The sequence below is a fragment of the Novosphingobium sp. genome (genome assembly GCF_036733805.1).
Lineage (GTDB): Bacteria > Pseudomonadota > Alphaproteobacteria > Sphingomonadales > Sphingomonadaceae > Novosphingobium.
On sequence record NZ_DAIMZT010000001.1, the window covers coordinates 1 to 15958 of the forward strand.

General features: G+C 60.0%; 15 protein-coding genes. 14 read left to right on the forward strand and 1 reads right to left on the reverse strand.

Annotated features, from left to right (window positions below; genetic code table 11):
- Nucleotides 1-395: 395 nt before the first annotated feature.
- The 9 genes from V7D69_RS00005 to V7D69_RS00045 all read left to right on the forward strand — a co-directional run bounded on the left by V7D69_RS00005 (nt 396) and on the right by V7D69_RS00045 (nt 8873).
- The gene (locus tag V7D69_RS00005) at nt 396-2612 is read left to right on the forward strand and encodes a TonB-dependent receptor (protein WP_324062503.1); all 2217 of its coding nucleotides are present in this window, start codon (nt 396-398) and stop codon (nt 2610-2612) included.
- 23 nt (nt 2613-2635) lie between these two features.
- Nucleotides 2636-4594: an NAD(P)-binding protein gene (locus V7D69_RS00010; protein ID WP_333604754.1), complete on the forward strand. Its 1959-nt coding sequence runs from the start codon at nt 2636-2638 to the stop codon at nt 4592-4594.
- Nucleotides 4595-4656: 62 nt separating this feature from the next.
- Nucleotides 4657-5154 carry a YybH family protein gene (locus tag V7D69_RS00015; RefSeq protein ID WP_333604755.1) on the forward strand — a complete coding sequence of 166 codons (498 nt, stop codon included), beginning with the start codon at nt 4657-4659 and terminating at the stop codon, nt 5152-5154.
- A gap of 12 nt (nt 5155-5166) precedes the next feature.
- A complete protein-coding gene (locus V7D69_RS00020) occupies nt 5167-5556 on the forward strand; it encodes a c-type cytochrome (protein WP_333604756.1) in 390 nt (129 codons plus the stop codon).
- Nucleotides 5557-5568: 12 nt separating this feature from the next.
- Nucleotides 5569-6717, forward strand: a complete 1149-nt coding sequence (locus V7D69_RS00025; protein WP_324062508.1) for an amine dehydrogenase large subunit — start codon at nt 5569-5571, stop codon at nt 6715-6717.
- Nucleotides 6714-7259 carry a MauE/DoxX family redox-associated membrane protein gene (locus tag V7D69_RS00030; RefSeq protein ID WP_324062510.1) on the forward strand — a complete coding sequence of 182 codons (546 nt, stop codon included), beginning with the start codon at nt 6714-6716 and terminating at the stop codon, nt 7257-7259. Before V7D69_RS00025 ends, V7D69_RS00030 begins: the two co-directional genes overlap by 4 nt.
- The gene (gene mauD / locus V7D69_RS00035) at nt 7256-7864 is read left to right on the forward strand and encodes a methylamine dehydrogenase accessory protein MauD (RefSeq protein ID WP_324062512.1); all 609 of its coding nucleotides are present in this window, start codon (nt 7256-7258) and stop codon (nt 7862-7864) included. Before V7D69_RS00030 ends, mauD begins: the two co-directional genes overlap by 4 nt.
- A gap of 24 nt (nt 7865-7888) precedes the next feature.
- Nucleotides 7889-8389 (forward strand): methylamine dehydrogenase light chain, encoded by a 501-nt coding sequence (locus tag V7D69_RS00040; protein ID WP_324062514.1) that lies wholly within the window; start codon nt 7889-7891, stop codon nt 8387-8389.
- A gap of 10 nt (nt 8390-8399) precedes the next feature.
- Complete coding sequence (locus V7D69_RS00045; RefSeq protein WP_333604757.1) at nt 8400-8873, forward strand: c-type cytochrome; 474 nt, start codon at nt 8400-8402, stop codon at nt 8871-8873.
- 58 nt (nt 8874-8931) lie between these two features.
- Here the strand turns inward: V7D69_RS00045 and V7D69_RS00050 are convergent, their stop codons facing one another.
- Nucleotides 8932-9510 (reverse strand): TetR/AcrR family transcriptional regulator, encoded by a 579-nt coding sequence (locus tag V7D69_RS00050; protein WP_324062518.1) that lies wholly within the window; start codon nt 9508-9510, stop codon nt 8932-8934.
- A 250-nt stretch (nt 9511-9760) separates the two neighbouring features.
- Here V7D69_RS00050 and V7D69_RS00055 point away from each other — a divergent pair, with 250 nt between their 5' ends.
- The 5 genes from V7D69_RS00055 to V7D69_RS00075 are packed head-to-tail and all read left to right on the forward strand — an operon-like array spanning nt 9761 to nt 15866.
- Nucleotides 9761-11272: a linalool dehydratase/isomerase domain-containing protein gene (locus V7D69_RS00055; protein WP_333604758.1), complete on the forward strand. Its 1512-nt coding sequence runs from the start codon at nt 9761-9763 to the stop codon at nt 11270-11272.
- The gene (locus V7D69_RS00060) at nt 11266-11781 is read left to right on the forward strand and encodes an SCO family protein (RefSeq protein ID WP_324062522.1); all 516 of its coding nucleotides are present in this window, start codon (nt 11266-11268) and stop codon (nt 11779-11781) included. The genes V7D69_RS00055 and V7D69_RS00060 overlap by 7 nt, the downstream gene beginning before the upstream one ends.
- Nucleotides 11774-12898: an NAD(P)-dependent alcohol dehydrogenase gene (locus V7D69_RS00065; protein WP_324062524.1), complete on the forward strand. Its 1125-nt coding sequence runs from the start codon at nt 11774-11776 to the stop codon at nt 12896-12898. Before V7D69_RS00060 ends, V7D69_RS00065 begins: the two co-directional genes overlap by 8 nt.
- A gap of 4 nt (nt 12899-12902) precedes the next feature.
- Nucleotides 12903-14423: an AMP-binding protein gene (locus tag V7D69_RS00070; RefSeq protein WP_324062526.1), complete on the forward strand. Its 1521-nt coding sequence runs from the start codon at nt 12903-12905 to the stop codon at nt 14421-14423.
- A 12-nt stretch (nt 14424-14435) separates the two neighbouring features.
- Nucleotides 14436-15866 carry an aldehyde dehydrogenase family protein gene (locus tag V7D69_RS00075; protein ID WP_324062528.1) on the forward strand — a complete coding sequence of 477 codons (1431 nt, stop codon included), beginning with the start codon at nt 14436-14438 and terminating at the stop codon, nt 15864-15866.
- Nucleotides 15867-15958: the final 92 nt, after the last annotated feature.

Below are 15958 nucleotides of genomic sequence, written 5' to 3' on the forward strand. Positions count from 1 at the left end.
CTGATCAGAGCACTTCAAAATTCCCCTTGCAAACGGGGCGGGCCATACGTTTTTTATGCAAGGAGACACGCCTTCATGAACGTAACCGCCTATAATTCTGCCGGAGGAGAAGGCGGCTCGTAAAACGGATTGCCAGAGGAATATTTGGGAGCGCCATTATAGGTGGCGGTCATGAGGGGTCAATTCCGGTCGAAGCGGGATGGAAATCGGTTAGATATTATGTGATAAGATAATGAAAGTTATTGGAAATTTCGCAATTTAAAAAAATTATCCGACCGATCTTTCAATTATTGCATCCGAATGACGTTTAGGTCACATTGCGTGCACCACCCGAGTCAGTTCGGAGAGAAAAACCCGAAAAGATTCGGTTAGACCGGGCATTCAGGGAGAAAGCAATGAAGTACGCATCGATAATGGGGCGTGTCAGTTCAATCGCGATTATGTGTGGGGCTTCGATCGGCTGGATGGGTGTGGCACACGCTCAGTCTGCACCCCAAGATGGCGGTGAAATCGTCGTCACCGCACAGAAGCGTGAGCAGAATATCCAAGACGTGGCGCTGTCCGTGACGGCGCTCGGCGGGCCGGCGTTGCAGTCGATGGGCCGTCAGGATGTGACTGCACTGGCGGGTCAGGTGCCAAGCTTGCAGGTCAACCAATACAGCCCCACGATTACCGTATTCAACATTCGCGGCGTCTCCCAGAACGACTTCGCGGATTCGCAGGAAGCGCCGATCGCTTTCTACAACGACGAAGTTTACATAGGCGCCTTGGGTGCGATCAGCGGCCAAACCTTCGACCTCGACCGGATCGAGGTGCTGCGCGGCCCTCAAGGCACTCTTTTTGGACGAAACGCGACCGGCGGCCTGGTGCAGATCGTAACCGCAAAGCCGACCAAGACGCTGCAGGGCTTCGCCACCGTCACGGTCGGCAGCTATGGGCAGGTGGCGACCGAGGCGGCGATCAGCGGCCCGTTGAGCGATCATATCAGGGCCCGTCTTTCCGGTACGTCGAACTTTCATGGCGGGTATATCAAGAACGATATCGGGCCCAGCCGGGGCGGCACCCGCTTTTATGGAGGCCGCTTGCAGGTAGAGGCCGATGTGGGCAGCACCGGCAAATTGCTCGTCAAGCTGGAGGGGCTCCGCAACGATCATGAGCGAAGCTCGGGTTCCTACAGTCACGTTTCAGCAGGCGCGAACGCGGACGGTCTGGGCTTCAAGCTGGCTCCGGATCAAAATTTCTGGGGAACTTGTCCGGGCTGTGACGCCTCCGGCTACAAGGACGCCGATGGCAATCCTTTCACAGGTTCGTACGACCTCGATCCCCGCTTCGATCGAAAATATTGGAGTGCAAGCGCCCGCTATGAGCAGGACCTAGGCGGCGTTCAGTTCGTATCGGTGACCAATTATCAGGATCTTCGCAAACATTACGCGGAAGACAGCGACATGTCTCCGCTGCCGGTCGCCATTTATACGACCGGACAGAAGCTGTACCAGGTTTCACAGGAACTGCGCCTTTCCGGGGATTCAGGCAAGTTTAACTGGGTTGTCGGCGGTTACGGCCTCAAGATCAAGACGCACAATATGTACCGCCTCGATCTTTCCAAATCCCTTGGCGTCACCGAAGATTACGGTGGCACTCAGAACACTGAGAGCTTGGCGGTGTTCGGCCAGGCCGAGTATTATTTGATCGATCAGATCAGCGTTGTTCTAGGCGCGCGCTATAGCTGGGATTGGAAGAGGTACGATTTCTTCCAAGTCGAGAGTTATCCGGACGGCACCTCGTCCTCGGTCTTCCATTTCAATCCTACTACAAACCCTGATCTAGCCAAGGAAAAATTTGGCAATTATTCTTTCAAGGCGCAGGTCAATTTCCATCCGTCCGAGGACGCGCTTGTCTACATGGGCGTCAACCGGGGCACGAAGAGCGGGGGTTTCGGCGTTCAGGCATTCCGGCCGACCGATCCGTCCACTTTGACTTTCGGCGAGGAAGAGCTGACCAATTACGAGGCCGGTTTCAAGTTCACGATGCTTGACCGAAAGGTCAATCTCAACGGTTCGCTGTTTTATTACGATTACGCGAATTATCAGGCGTTCTCACTCGTCGGGCTATCGCAGTTCATAACCAACCGGCCGGCCAATGTGACGGGCGCCGAACTTGAATTGCAGGTCCGTCCCGTGTCCGGTCTTTACCTGTCAGGCTTCCTGACGGTTCTCGATACCAGGGTGAAGGGCATCACGTTGCCGGCGGGGCGCGTGACTGATCGCGTCATGCCTCAGGCTCCGCGGCTCAGCCTCGGTGGGCTCGTGCATTACGAGTTCCCGGTGGGCCCAGGATCACTGTCGTTTCAGACGGATTGGAAATACGACAGCTCGCAGTACTTCTCGACCTTCAACGCACCGGTCGATTTTGAGCCGAGCCGCGTCGTGGGCAACGCGCGCATCGCTTTTACCACGAACGACAAACATTGGGAAATCGCCGGTTTCGTCAACAATATTACCGACAAATGGTATCGAGTTTACAATCTCGATCTGGGTTCTTCTTTCGGAGAGTCGCAATCGACTTACGCTACCCCTCGTTGGTTTGGCGGTAGCGTGAAATACAGCTTTTAACCGCTCTTCGGGGAGGACGCTTGATGCCCAAAAGTTCGCCGGATGAAAAATCGCCGGCTGCGATTACGCGGCGGGATTTTGTCGGAGGGACTTTGATTGGTTCGGGTGCGGCCTTGCTGGCCTCCGGCGCGCCTTCCTTCGGGACGGCCGCCGAGGCTCAGACCGTCGATGCGCCATTGACGGGACTGGGACCGGATTGGACCGGTCCCAGCGGCGTCGGCGATTATGCCGGCAAGAACGGAAATACCGCGGATGTCGTCAACGCCGCACACGGCGACATCCGCAACGGCCAACTCGACAAACGCATAGCCAACGCGGCAGTGGTGGGCGGCCTCTACGACCTTATCGTGGTTGGGGCCGGCATTTCGGGCCTGACCGCGGCTTATATATTCCAGAAGGAAAAGCCCGGCGCCAAGATACTGCTGCTGGACCAGCACGCGATTTTTGGAGGGGAGGCGAAACAGAACGATTTCGACGTCGATGGCTACCGCATAACCGGGCCGCAGGGTTCGACCGGTGTTGTCGTGCCCTTCGCCCGCGCGGTCGAGTCCGGATTTCCCAGCCCGTTTCTCAAGGAATTGGGCTATCCGGATTCTTTCACGTATCAGAAGGCGGAAAACCTTTCCCAGCCCATCCAGATCCCTGCCGATATGTGGACGCCGATGCACATCGGCTGGGAAAGGGCGGACATGGCCTTCTATTATGAAGGCAAGGGGATGGTGAAGAATCCCTGGCGCAACGGCTTTGCCGAGGCGCCTATTTCCGACAAACTGAAGCGCGCCCTTATCGAACTGGAGCTTTACCGGACTCCGCCCGAGCGGGACGATTGGGCGCAATGGCTCGACACGATGACTTACAAGGCGTTCCTGAAGGACGTCGCCAAAGTGCCCGTGGACGTGCTGGACGATGTTTGCGCTTATCTCGATCCGGTCATGGCGGCGATGGGTTGCGGGCAGGGTTCCGATATCATTTCCGCTTATTCGGCCTGGAATTACATGATGCCGGGGGTGAACGCCTATTCCCGCTATCTGAACGGCGGCATCGATCCCACGGATGGCATCTATCTCGCTACATTTCCGGGCGGCAACACCTTCGCCGCCAAGCGCTTTCTGAAGCTGGCCAAGCCAGAAGCGCTGACAGGCGGCACATCGCTACATGAACTGCAGTACAGCAATGTGAACTGGGACGCGCTGGACCGGCCGGAAGACAATTATCGCCTCCGTCTTTCCGCCACGGTCTTCTCCGTCGTCCATGAGGGGAAACCAGACAAGGCGGAAACGGTTCGCGTGACATATGCCAAGGACGGAAAAATGTCCTCGGTCAGGGGCAGGGCGGTGATCTGTGCGGGTCAGCAACACGCCAATAAGCACATCTGTCACGATATTTCGGTGCAGTATCGCGAAGCCATGCAAGCGTTTCAGCATGCGCCGATCCTCGTCATCAATGTCGCTTTGCGGAACTGGAAGTTCCTGGACAAACTGGGGGTGGCGTCAGTTCGCTGGTTCGAAGGGCTGGGCTGGTGGACCAGCCTGCGCAAGAACCTGATCCTAGACGGGAAGGAGACGCAGCCGCTCGATCCCAACAAGCCCGTCGTCCTTACTCAATATATCCCCTTCCTGCTCCCCAACGTTCCCTGGCCGCAGCAATGCACGCAGGCGCGGCTGAGCCTGTTCAGCATGTCTTTCGCCGACATCGAGGCGCAAGTGCGCGAACAGTTCACCAAGATGTTCGGACCTTACGGTTTCGATGCCGATCGCGATATCGCCGGCATTGTTACGAACCGCCAGGGCCACGCCTATTTCGTCGGACCGCCCGGCTTCTTCTTCGGCAAGGATGGCAAGCCCGCGCCCAAGGACGTGCTTCGCGAGCCGTTCCACCGGATCGCTTTCAGTCATGCCGAGTTGTCTGGCGCCCAGATGTGGGAGACGGCCGCCGAAGAGGGCCAACGCGCGGCCAAGCAGATGCTCGGGAAAATCGCATAGAACTGGAGCTTTCGCATATGAGAATCACTTTTTCATCATTCTGCGTGGCGGCTTCCCTCGCGGTGGCCGCCTGCGCCAATCCTGCGACCAAGGATTCAAAGTCGGCGGATGTCGATACCCACCTGGTGATGGGTGATATTCCCGCTTCCGATCCTAGGGAGCTGGCGGAGTTCAAGTCGGCGACCAGCAAGCTTTACCAAATGAAGGAAAAAGCGTTTCGCGAAAACAAGGTCGACCCGATCGTCAAGCGCTTCTACGCCGCCAATGTCGTGTCGGTGGGGCCGAGCGGCAAGCCGGAAGTAGGACGCGAAGCTCTTACGAAAGGCTATAACGAGGTGGTTCCCCGTTACGAGGTAAAGGTGGAGCCCGTTTACAGCTATGTGAATGGAAATGCGGGATGGGACTGGGCAAATTTCCGCGTGAAACCTAAGGATCCGAAGTCGACCGAGAAACCGTTCAGCTTTGTGATCCTGTTTCTGTGGTCAAAGGTCAACGGTCAATGGGTAAGCGCCGGCGACGCCTATGTCGTGGGCGAGTTCCCCAAAACCGCTGCCAAGTGAAAGGTAATTAGAATGCTCAAGCATTTCATGACGTTGTGCGCAGGCGCGGCATTCGCCGTAGTCGCCGCCACGCCGGCTTTGCTGGAAGCCGCCCCGGCAGGCAATCCTAATAAGGGAGCGCAGGTCTTTGCTCGCTGCGCCATCTGCCACTCGAACGAACCGGGAAAGAAGGGCGGCGTCGGTCCCAATCTTGCCGGCGTTGTGGGGCGCAAGGCCGGCAGCACGACCTTCATATACTCTCCGGCGATGAAGAATGCCACCTTTGTCTGGACGCCGCAGGCTCTGGATGCTTTCCTCACCAAGCCTTCGGCAAAGGTGCCGGGCACGAAAATGGCTTTTCCCGGCCTGTCAAATGCCAGTGATCGGGCTGACGTGATCGCTTATCTTGCGAGCAAGAAATAACCGGGGTGAATCATGGTTAGAACCGCCTCTTTGATCGCGCTGTTGCTGGCGGGGGCGAGCGTACCCGCCTATGCGCAGTTACAGCCCGAGGAATTGCACGTCGAGCAACTCGCCGACGCAATGCAGCCGCACTGGTTTTGGGTTAACGATGTCTCCTTCGACCGAATGCTTGATGGTCGGGCCTACCTTCTGGACGCGGATAGCGGCCGGATGCTGGGCATGGTGGCCGGCGGATACGGCCAGGGCGTCTTGCTCCTTTCCCCAGACGGTAAGACGGTGGGGGAATTGGCCACGTTTTTCTCGCGCGGCTCTAGAGGGACGCGCACGGACGTCGTGACGTTCTACAAGATTTCCGACCTTGCGCCGGGGCAGGAAGCGATCGTTCCTGCCAAGCGATACAGCGGCATGCCGTTCCTGTCCGTCTCGCCGGTCATGCCGGGCGGCCGTTTTGCTTTGATCTACAATTTCACGCCGGAGCAGTCCGTCACGGTCATCGACATGAAGGGCGAGAAAACCCTCGGCGAATTTGCGACGCCGGGATGCGGCCTGATCTATCCCACTGGTTCGTCCAAGTTCTTCATGATCTGCAGCGACGGTTCGCTTCAGCCTGCCACGCTGGACGATCAGGGCAAGGTGGCGCTTGGAACCGCGACGAAGAAATTGTTCGCGGATAACGATCCGGTCACTGAAAAGGGCGTGTGGACCGGCCGAGAATGGCTGTTCTTCACGCCATCGGGCAAGGTCGACGTCATCGATCATTCAGGAGCGCAGCCGATCGTGAAGCGTGCCTGGTCACTGACCGGGAAGGACGAAGCGACATGGCGGCCGGGCGCACTTCAGACCGCCGCCTACCATCGCGGCACGGGCCGGCTTTATGTGCTGATGCATGAGGGCGGGCCGGATACGCACAAGGATCCCGGCACCGAACTGTGGGTCTATGATGCTGCCAAGGGCACCAGGATCGAGCGGTTCAAACTTGAAGTGCCGGCAACCGCGGTGGCGGTTAGCCAGGACGACAAGCCACTGCTTTACACGACTCTGATGGGCGACCGCGACGTGCGCATCTACGACGCCTTGACCGGCAAGTTGGTTCGCAAGATCGAGGGGCTTGGCCCCACCATGTCAGTTATACAGCCGGCGCCCGTTGCGGGTGAGCAATGACGGCGGACATTCTACTGGTCCTTCTGGCGGACCTGCTCATCGGCGGCCTATTTCTGATGGCTGGGATCGGCAAGCTGGCCGATTTCGGCACCTTTATCGCCACGTTGGACAATTACAGGTTGTTGCCGTCTTCGTTGGTGCGGTCCGCGGCGTTTCTGATCGTCATCGCCGAACTGTTGCTCGGCCTGATGGCGGTTGTCGGATTGCGCTGGGGGAGCCAGGCCGGGCTTTCGGGCCTGTCGGTTCTGCTGGTCGGCTACGCCCTCGCGATTGCCGTCAATCTCCTGCGCGGGCACAGGAATATCGACTGCGGTTGCGCCGGCTTCGGCGTGACACGAGCGGCTTTGGATTGGGGGCTGGTCGTTCGGAACGTGCTTCTGGCTGCGATCGCCTCGCTTATCGCGGCCTTGCCGGTCCATGAACGTGTGCTGGGGACGATTGACTGGATTTCGGGCTTCGGTGCGTTCGTGGCTTTCGCGTTGCTTTATCACGCGGCGGACCAGCTTATCACGCTACGTTCGATGAAAGGATTGGATCAATGAACGGCGGCCTGTTCCTAGTGGCCTTCGCCCTGCAGTGGATCGCGATTGCCGCGATGGCCCTGCTGATCGTCGGCTTGTTCCGGCAAGTGGGCTTGCTACACGAGAGGCTGGGACCAGTCGGGGCCCTCACACTTTCCGGCGGGGCGCAAGTGGGAGATGCGGCGCGGCAGTTCGACCTGCAGAGCCTTAACGGCGGCGCGGTCCAGGTGGGCGGCGCGAGTGCGGACGGTCTTTCCACCCTTGTCTTCTTCCTGTCGCCTACTTGCCCCGTCTGCAAGTCGATGCTGCCTGTCGTCCGTTCGCTGGCGAGGGAGAACGCAGGGACCACGCGGCTGGTTCTTGCGAGCGATGGCGATGAGCCTGCCCAAAGGAGGATGATCGAACGCGAAAAGCTGGACGACTACGATTTCGTTCTTTCGACTGACCTTGGCCGCGCGCACGGTGTCGGCAAGCTGCCTTATGCGGTGCTGATCGACCCGCAGGGCAAAGTTGCGGCAAAGGGTCTCATCAACAATCGCGAACATATTGAAAGCCTTTTCGAGGCGCAGCGCACCGGCATCGGGTCTATTCAGGACTATATGGCGCGCGCCGAAATGGCGGTCTGAAACAGGGTCACGGAGCAGATTGAAATGAACAGAATTGATCGCATCATGGAGCGCGTGAGCCGTTCCGCGGCGCGTGGTCTTTCCCGGCGCAGTTTCTTCGGCAGGCTGGGCGCTGTCGGTGTCGTAGCGTCGATGCCGCTCCTGCCGGTTTCGCGCGCCTCCGCCGCGCAGCAGCCGGGCGAGAAAGGGGATCCTAATTCCTGCGATTACTGGCGCTATTGCGCGATCGACGGTTTCCTGTGCTCCTGCTGTGGCGGCTCGACCTCCACGTGTCCGCCGGGGACGGAGCCTTCGCCGATAACTTGGGTCGGCACCTGCCGCAATCCGGTCGACAACAAGGACTACGTCATTTCTTATAACGACTGCTGCGGCAAGTCGGCCTGCGGGCGCTGCCTATGCAACCGCAATGAGCGGGATACCCCGGTGCATCAGCCTTCCGGCTCGAATGATATCAACTGGTGCCTCGGCACGAAGGTGGGCGTGGTCTACAATTGTTCGACCTCCGTTGTTCTGGGCGAAGCCTGAGCCAAAGGGGATGAAGCGCGGGTTTCTCATTCTGGTGACCCTGCCTTGGGCGGCGGCTGCCGTGGCGGGCCAGATGGTTGACCGGCCTGTCAACTTGGCTCGCAACGGCCGCACTCCGCATGTGAATTACATGACCGAGTGCCAGGGGTGCCATCTCCCAGACGGAAGCGGCATGGCCGGCAAGGTGCCGGCGATGAAGGGCGAAATTTCACGCTTCCTGACGGTTGAGGGGGGGCGTCAGTTTCTGATCCAGGTGCCGGGGGCGGCCAATTCAAAACTCAGCGACGCCGACCTCGCGGCAGTGATGAACTGGATCATCACGACGATGGGCAAGCCAGCCGCCGGGATCTTCACGCCCTATACACCGGAGGAGGTGGCGTCCTACCGGGCTCACCGTTTGCAGGATGTGGCGACGGTGCGCGGACGGCTGGTCAGCCGCTTCGCTGTCCAGGAACCCCCGACGGGGGCCACATCTTCCCGGTGAATGGGAACGCGCACCCGCTACCCATTCTCGCTTCGGCGATATGATTTCCGGCTCTCGCTCAGGCGGGCCGTATTTCGAGGAGCGGCTTGCCGGCGAGGCTAGCCGCCTCATCGGTTTCCAGGCCCAGGGCTCGAAGCAGCATCGTCCCGAGCGCCTCGTCATAATGTTCCGACCGTGTCTCGCTCAATATGGCGCGCAGGGCGCGACGGATCCCTCCGACAACGAGGTCGTTCGCGCTGTCGATATTGTCGAAACTGAAGCGCCCTGTATTCAGGCCGGAAATGAGATCGGGGCGCGGATAGGCCAGCAAGTCGGAATTGATGGTGTCGGCATCGACGGAAAGGGCATAGACGAGCCAGCCCCAGGTGGGATTGCCCGCAGCGCAGGTTAGCACCATGCGAGCCTGAGTTACGAGCCGCTCGGCAGGATCGTCCAGTGTGGCGCAGGCATCGCTGATGGCGCGGAACGGGTCGCGACCGATGCCTGTCCAGAGATCCTCAAGCAATTCATTGCGTGTGGAATAATAGTTGTAGAAGGTTCCGCGCGCGACGCCTGCGGCTTGGATAAAATCGTCGATCGTCGCTTTTTCTTCGCCGCGCTGTGCGATGACGCGAGCTGCAGAGGCCAGCAGCTTCATGCGTGTTTTTTCCCTGCGTGCCTGGCCAATTTCCTTCCGCCGCGTGTCTGCAGCATACACATCGCCCATGAAACTCGTTCCACGCTCTCTCACCAAGGAAGAAGCATCTTTTCACGTTACATCCTGTTTGTCCATATTGACATTATCTGTACAATTTAGAATTGTGTCTACGTCGACGGCAGCGAGTCCCATCTCACGCCATAACAACGCTGCGACCTTCGGATGACGGGAACAAAGAGAGGAGACTGCTATGGCGCAGAACAATGCCGAACTGGATTGGGTCAAGCAAATTCCGGAGCTTGATGCGTTGCAGGCCGGTGCCCTGAAGCGCATGTTCGACTTGTCCTCTCAGCTTCCAGACGATTGGTCGGGCATGATGGGGCAGACCACGCTTCAGGAGGATTTTGGGTCGCTGCGCTTTCAGTTGGCTTACATGGCTTATGCGCTCGCGCTTACCCATGTGCATCGGATGCCTGCCGCGCCAGCTGTGTTCCGCCAGCCTTTCGACAATCTGATCCAGAAGATTCTCTCTCCCGATTGCTGGCTGTACTGGCATTACGTGAGCACGGGCAATGGCCCTTTCAACTCCAGGCAGGGCGAATTGCCGGCCGAATGGGACCCGGTGGCTCGCGATAACATCATGTACAGCGCCTATGTCCAGTCGATGGTGCTGCTTTATCATTATCTTTTTCGCGACGCGAAATATGCCGATGAAGGCTCCCTGAAGTTTTCGATCAACCCACTGTTCTGGGGTGCGGGCGGCAAGCACTTTACCTATGACGAGCATTCGCTGAACGATCATCTCTATTGGGGAATGGTCGAGCGTGGTTTTCTTGGCATCGCCTGTGAACCCAATTGCGTGTTCCAGATCTGCAACCAGCCGCCGATCCTGGGCTTTCGTCTGCACGACCTGATCTATGGCGGGAACACCGCCGAAGAAGTGTCGCAGGGATATCTCCGGGCCTGGGCCGATTTCGGTGTCACGACGCCAGACGGCCATTTCAACATGATGATCCAGGAACATGAGCGGGTGGTCATTACGCCGCCCGATGCGCCTTGGGTCGACTTCTGGCTTGGCGCGCTGATGCATGCTTGGAACCCGGAGTTCGTCGAGCAGTATTATCCTGGCCAACTGACGCGCTGGTCTGTGGAAGGGCCGGACGGCACGCTGGTGATCCCTCCCGAAGGCCCGATGGCGCCCGATGAGCCGCGGGTAGCCTCTGCACGCGACTTCGGTTGGGCGGCGGTCTGCGCCTCGGAAGTGGGCGACAGCGAGGGGCTGGAACGGATGCTCGCATATGCCGACCGCTTCCTAAACCCGGTCTGGCAGGACGGCGCCTATTTTTATCCTCGCAACGACGAATTGCAGGACGCTGAAGGCCGGTTTACGGCGATGGACCCTCACACGGGCAACGTTCTGCTGGGTTACGCGCGGTTGAATGTTCCGCACGGACTCAGGAAGCTTTACGATGGCCCATGGGATGACCGGCATTTCGCCGAACCCGCCGTCGTCGCAATATCCGGGCGCCCGGATTTGCGCCGCGCCTGGTTCGACAGCGAGCGCAATGCGCTGGCGCTTACGATCGGGGATGGCTGCGGTGCGACGCCGGTCAAGCTTGAAATCGGAAATGTCGAAGGCCGTGACCTTCCGAGGCTGATCCGCGACAACGAGGACGCGCCGATTTCGATGCACCGCGAAGGAGACCGCTTGGTGATCCAGCTGGACCGGCCAGTCGCGCAGACGATGGTGCTGGCGTGGTAAGTGCAGGGCCAACCGCTCGCTTTTCGCTCATTGACCATAATGGGCGGCGAGTGACCCAGGCGGATTACGCCGGGCGATACCTGCTGGTCTATTTCGGCTTTACGCATTGCCGGATCGTCTGTCCGCGTTCGCTTGGGAAGCTGTCGTCCGTGCTCGATCATCTGGGGCCGAGGGCCGAGGCCATTACCGCCCTTTATGTCACCGTGGATCCGGCGCGCGATACGCCGGACGTCATGAAAAGGCATCTGGAGAGTTTTCCCCACTTCACCGGTCTGAGCGGCTCGGAAGAGGAAATTACGGCCGCCAAGGCCGCGTTCCGCGTTTTCGCCGAACGCAAGGCCGATCCCGAAGATCCCGATGGCTATGCGGTTCCGCATACTGCCATCGCTTATCTGATGGGGCCTGATGGCGGTTATCGGGATCACTTTACCGACGCGCTTGACGAAGCGTCGGTTGCAAGCCGCATCATCGCGGCAATCTCACAAGAGGAGCAGTCCAGCCATGGTTGAAATGCGCGGCGCCGTTGTGCGTGCCCAGCACGGCCCTTTCGCGATCGAGCGGCTGAAGCTCGAAGATCCCATGCCGGGCGAGGTTCTGGTGCGTATCGCGGGCGTGGGGATGTGCCACACTGACCTGGTCGTTCGCGATCAGTATTTCCCGACGCCGCTTCCGGCCCTTCTCGGCCATGAAGGCTCCGGTGTGGTGGAGCGTGTGGGTGCGGGCGTGACCAAGGTCAAGCCCGGCGACCATGTCGTTATGAGCTATGCCAGCTGCGGCCAATGCGCGAATTGTCAACGCGGCCTGTACGGCTATTGCATCGACCTTTACGGCCGCAATTTCTCAGGCGCCCGTCCCGATGGAACGAGCCCCTGCTGCGATGCGGATGGCAAGCGCGTAAGCGCCTGGTTCTTTGGCCAAAGCTCCTTTGCCGAGTATGCCCTTGCGGGCGAGCGGAACGTGGTGAATATCCCCGATGACGTACCGCTGGAGCTGATGGGACCGCTCGGTTGCGGCGTCCAGACCGGCGCCGGAGCGGTAATGAATGCGCTCAAGCCCGAAGGGGGCACTTCCATCGCCATTTTCGGTGCGGGCTCGGTCGGTCTTTCCGCAGTCATGGCTGCAAAAGTGATCGGCTGCGCTCAGATCGTGGTGGTGGACCTCAATCCGGAGCGTCTTGCCCTAGCCCGGGAACTGGGAGCGACTCATGTTGTCAATGCCGGATCGGAAGATCCGGTGGCGGCGGTCCAGGCGATTGCCGGTGGGGAAGGCGTCCAGTATTCGCTCGAATGCACCGGCCTGCCGAAAGTCGTCCGCCAGGCGGTCGACTGCCTGCGGCTGACCGGCGTGTGCGGCGTGATTGGGGTTGCCCCGCTCGGCACCGAGATGTCGCTGGACATGAACGGGATCCTTTTTGGCCGCACCGTGCGCGGCATTATCGAGGGCGACAGCATTCCCGACATTTTCATTCCGCGCCTGATCGAACTATGGCGCCAGGGGCGGTTTCCGTTCGATCGGCTGGTGCGCTTCTATCCGCTGGACGAGATCGAGGCGGCCGCACAGGCTTCCGAAAAGGGCGATGTGCTGAAGGCGATCCTCCTGCCGGATCCATCGATCCGGAAAGGCTGACGTGATGCGCGCGCTCATCGGAGATCTGGCCTATCAGGCGGCGAAGCGTTGGGGCGAGAGGGAGGCTTTTGCTTTCCCCGGTGACCGGACGCTCAGCTTCGCTGACATCGATCGGCTATCGGGTCGTTTTGCAGGCGGATTGTCCGAGCGCGGCGTAGGGGTGGGGGACCGAGTGGTCCTTCATCTTCCCAATAGCTGGCAGTGGATCGTCGCCTATCACGCGATCGCCCGCTTGGGCGCCGTCGTCGTTCCCGCGAACATCCTGCTGAGCCCGGCGGAAGTGGCCTTCATCACCGCCGACGCACAGGCTCGCGCTATTATCGTGCCTTCGGGTCGCATCGAAGCACTACCCACGTCCAGCCTGTTGACGGTTGTCGATGACGGCGTGGGGGACAGCACGGCATTGGCATTCGACGCCCTGCTGAACGGAACGTGGATCGCGCCGGTCGAGATCGCACCCGACGCGCTCTTCACGATCGGCTACACATCGGGCACCACCGGGCGGCCCAAGGGGGCCATGCTCACGCAGGCCAACATCTTCGAGTGCGTGGCGCAGACCGCGACGATCCATGTCCGGCACAGCGGCGACCGGATTTATTCCGCGCTTCCCTTTCCGCACGTATACGGCAACGTCGTCATGAACTCGGCCTTCCTGACCGGCGCCTGGCTTTACGCTCCGCGCCGGTTCGATGCTGCAGAAGCGTTGCGGGCGATCGAGGCGGAGCGGATCACGCTCTTCGAAGGCGTTCCCACGATGTATTACCAGATGCTCGGCGCGGCGGAGCTGTCGACGGCGGATCTTTCCAGTCTTTCGCGCTGCACTGTAGGCGGTCAGACGATGCCGGTTGCAAAGCTGGAAGCGGTCGTGGAACGCTTCGGCTGCCCGCTGCTGGAACTTTGGGGGATGACCGAGGTCAGCGGCCCGGCGGTAACTCACTCGCCTTACTGGGCGCCCCGGCTCGGCTCGATCGGCCTTCCCTTTCCGGGGATGGAGGCGCGGCTCGCCGATCTTGAGGATCTTGCATGCGACGCGCTGCCCGGTGAAGCCGGCGAGCTGCTGGTTCGCGGCCCTCTAGTGACGAAGGGTTATTGGCAGAACGAAACCGCGACTCGCGAAGCCATCGATGCCGAAGGCTGGTTGGCCACCGGCGACATCGCGCGGCGCAGCGAGGATGGCTACCTCCTTATCGTCGATCGCAAGAAGGATATGATCCTTACGGCCGGTTATAACGTCTATCCGGCCGAGCTTGAGCAGGTGATCGCGGCTCATCCGGCCGTGGCCATGGTCGCGGTGGTCGGGGCCCCGAACGAGGAAAAGGGCGAGATCGCCGTGGCGTTCGTCGTGTGTCATCGAGACGCAGCGCTCAGTGAAAGCGAGCTGATAGTCCACTGTCGAGAACACCTGGCAGCCTACAAGGTGCCGCGCGAAGTCCGTTTCGTCGAAGACCTTCCAAAAACCAGTACGGGCAAGATTCTGCGCCGGGCGCTCGGCAAAGAGAGCCCTTCCCCTTCTCCATCTGTCTGAAAGGCCGCAATCATGGCTATCGATTTCTTCTCCGATTATACCATGACGATCGACGGTCGCGCGGCGAGTGCGTCCGCGACGTTTGAGGCGTTCAATCCCGCGACCGAAGAAGTGATCGCGGTGGTGCCCGATGCCAGCCGGGATCAGCTTGAAGCGGCCGTGGCGGCGGCCAAAAAGGCTTTCCCGGCCTGGAGCGCGCTGCCTCTCGTGGAGCGCCAGGCGTATGTCGCACGCATCGGCGATGCGATCGAGGCACATGCCGAGGATTTCATGCGGCTGTTGACGCTCGAGCAGGGCAAGGCCCGTGCCGGCGCCGAGTGGGAAATCGGAGGCTCTGCGATCTGGTGCCGTGAGATCGCGAAGCAAGAACTTGCGCCGCACATGGCGGAGCAGAGCGATATGCGCAGCGTTGAGACACGGCGGGTGCCGCTGGGCGTGATAGGCGGGATCACGCCGTGGAACTTCCCCGTTCTCCTGGCGATCTGGAAGATCGCTCCTGCGCTTGTCGCTGGCAACACGATGGTGCTCAAGCCTTCGCCCTGGACCCCGCTCTGCACGTTGAAGCTTGGGGAAATCGTCCGTGACATCCTGCCGCCGGGCATTCTTAACGTGGTTTCAGGCGGCAACGACCTGGGCGCCTGGCTGACTCAGCATCCCGATATCCGCAAAATCAGCTTTACCGGTTCCACCGAGACGGGCCGCAGGATCATGGCGTCATGTTCCGGCAATCTCAAGCGGATCACTCTGGAACTGGGTGGCAACGATCCGGCGATCGTGCTGCCTGACGTGGATATTGAGAAAACCGCAAAAGAACTGTTCTGGGCGGCTTTCCAGAATAGCGCACAATTCTGCGTGGCGGCCAAGCGCCTGTATATCCACGAAGACATTTATGACGAGCTGGCCGATGCTTTGGTGGCTTACGCGCGGACCGTGAAGGTGGGTGACGGCGCTGAGCAGGGGACCGACCTGGGGCCGATCCAGAACAAGATGCAATTCGAAAAGCTAAAGGACCTGTTGGCCGACGCCAAGGCGGCGGGCAATCGCTTCCTGCTTGGCGGCGAGGTTGCGGATGGTCCCGGCTATTTCGTTCCCATCACTATTGTCGACAATCCCCCCGAAGACAGCCGCGTCGTCGCGGAGGAAGCTTTCGGGCCGGTTCTGCCGCTGCTCAAGTTCAATGACATTGAAGACGTTATCGCGCGCGCCAACAACACCGAATACGGCCTCGCGGCCTCGGTGTGGACCAAGGACGTAACCAAGGGTCGCGCGATCGCAGAGAGGATTGAGGCTGGGACCGTGTGGATCAACGAGATTCACAGCTTCTCGCCGCACGTTGCCTTTGGCGGCCACAAGCAATCCGGCATCGGCATTGAGAACGCGTTGGAGGGCCTGGCTGAATATACCAACTCGCAGACCATCGTGACTAACGTACCAGCTATCTAACAACACGAGTTCGACCAAGACCGCAGATCGACCCGCCGGATGAAGCGATTCCGGCGGCGAGGTGCTGCGTCAAAAAAACGGGAAGGGGAAAG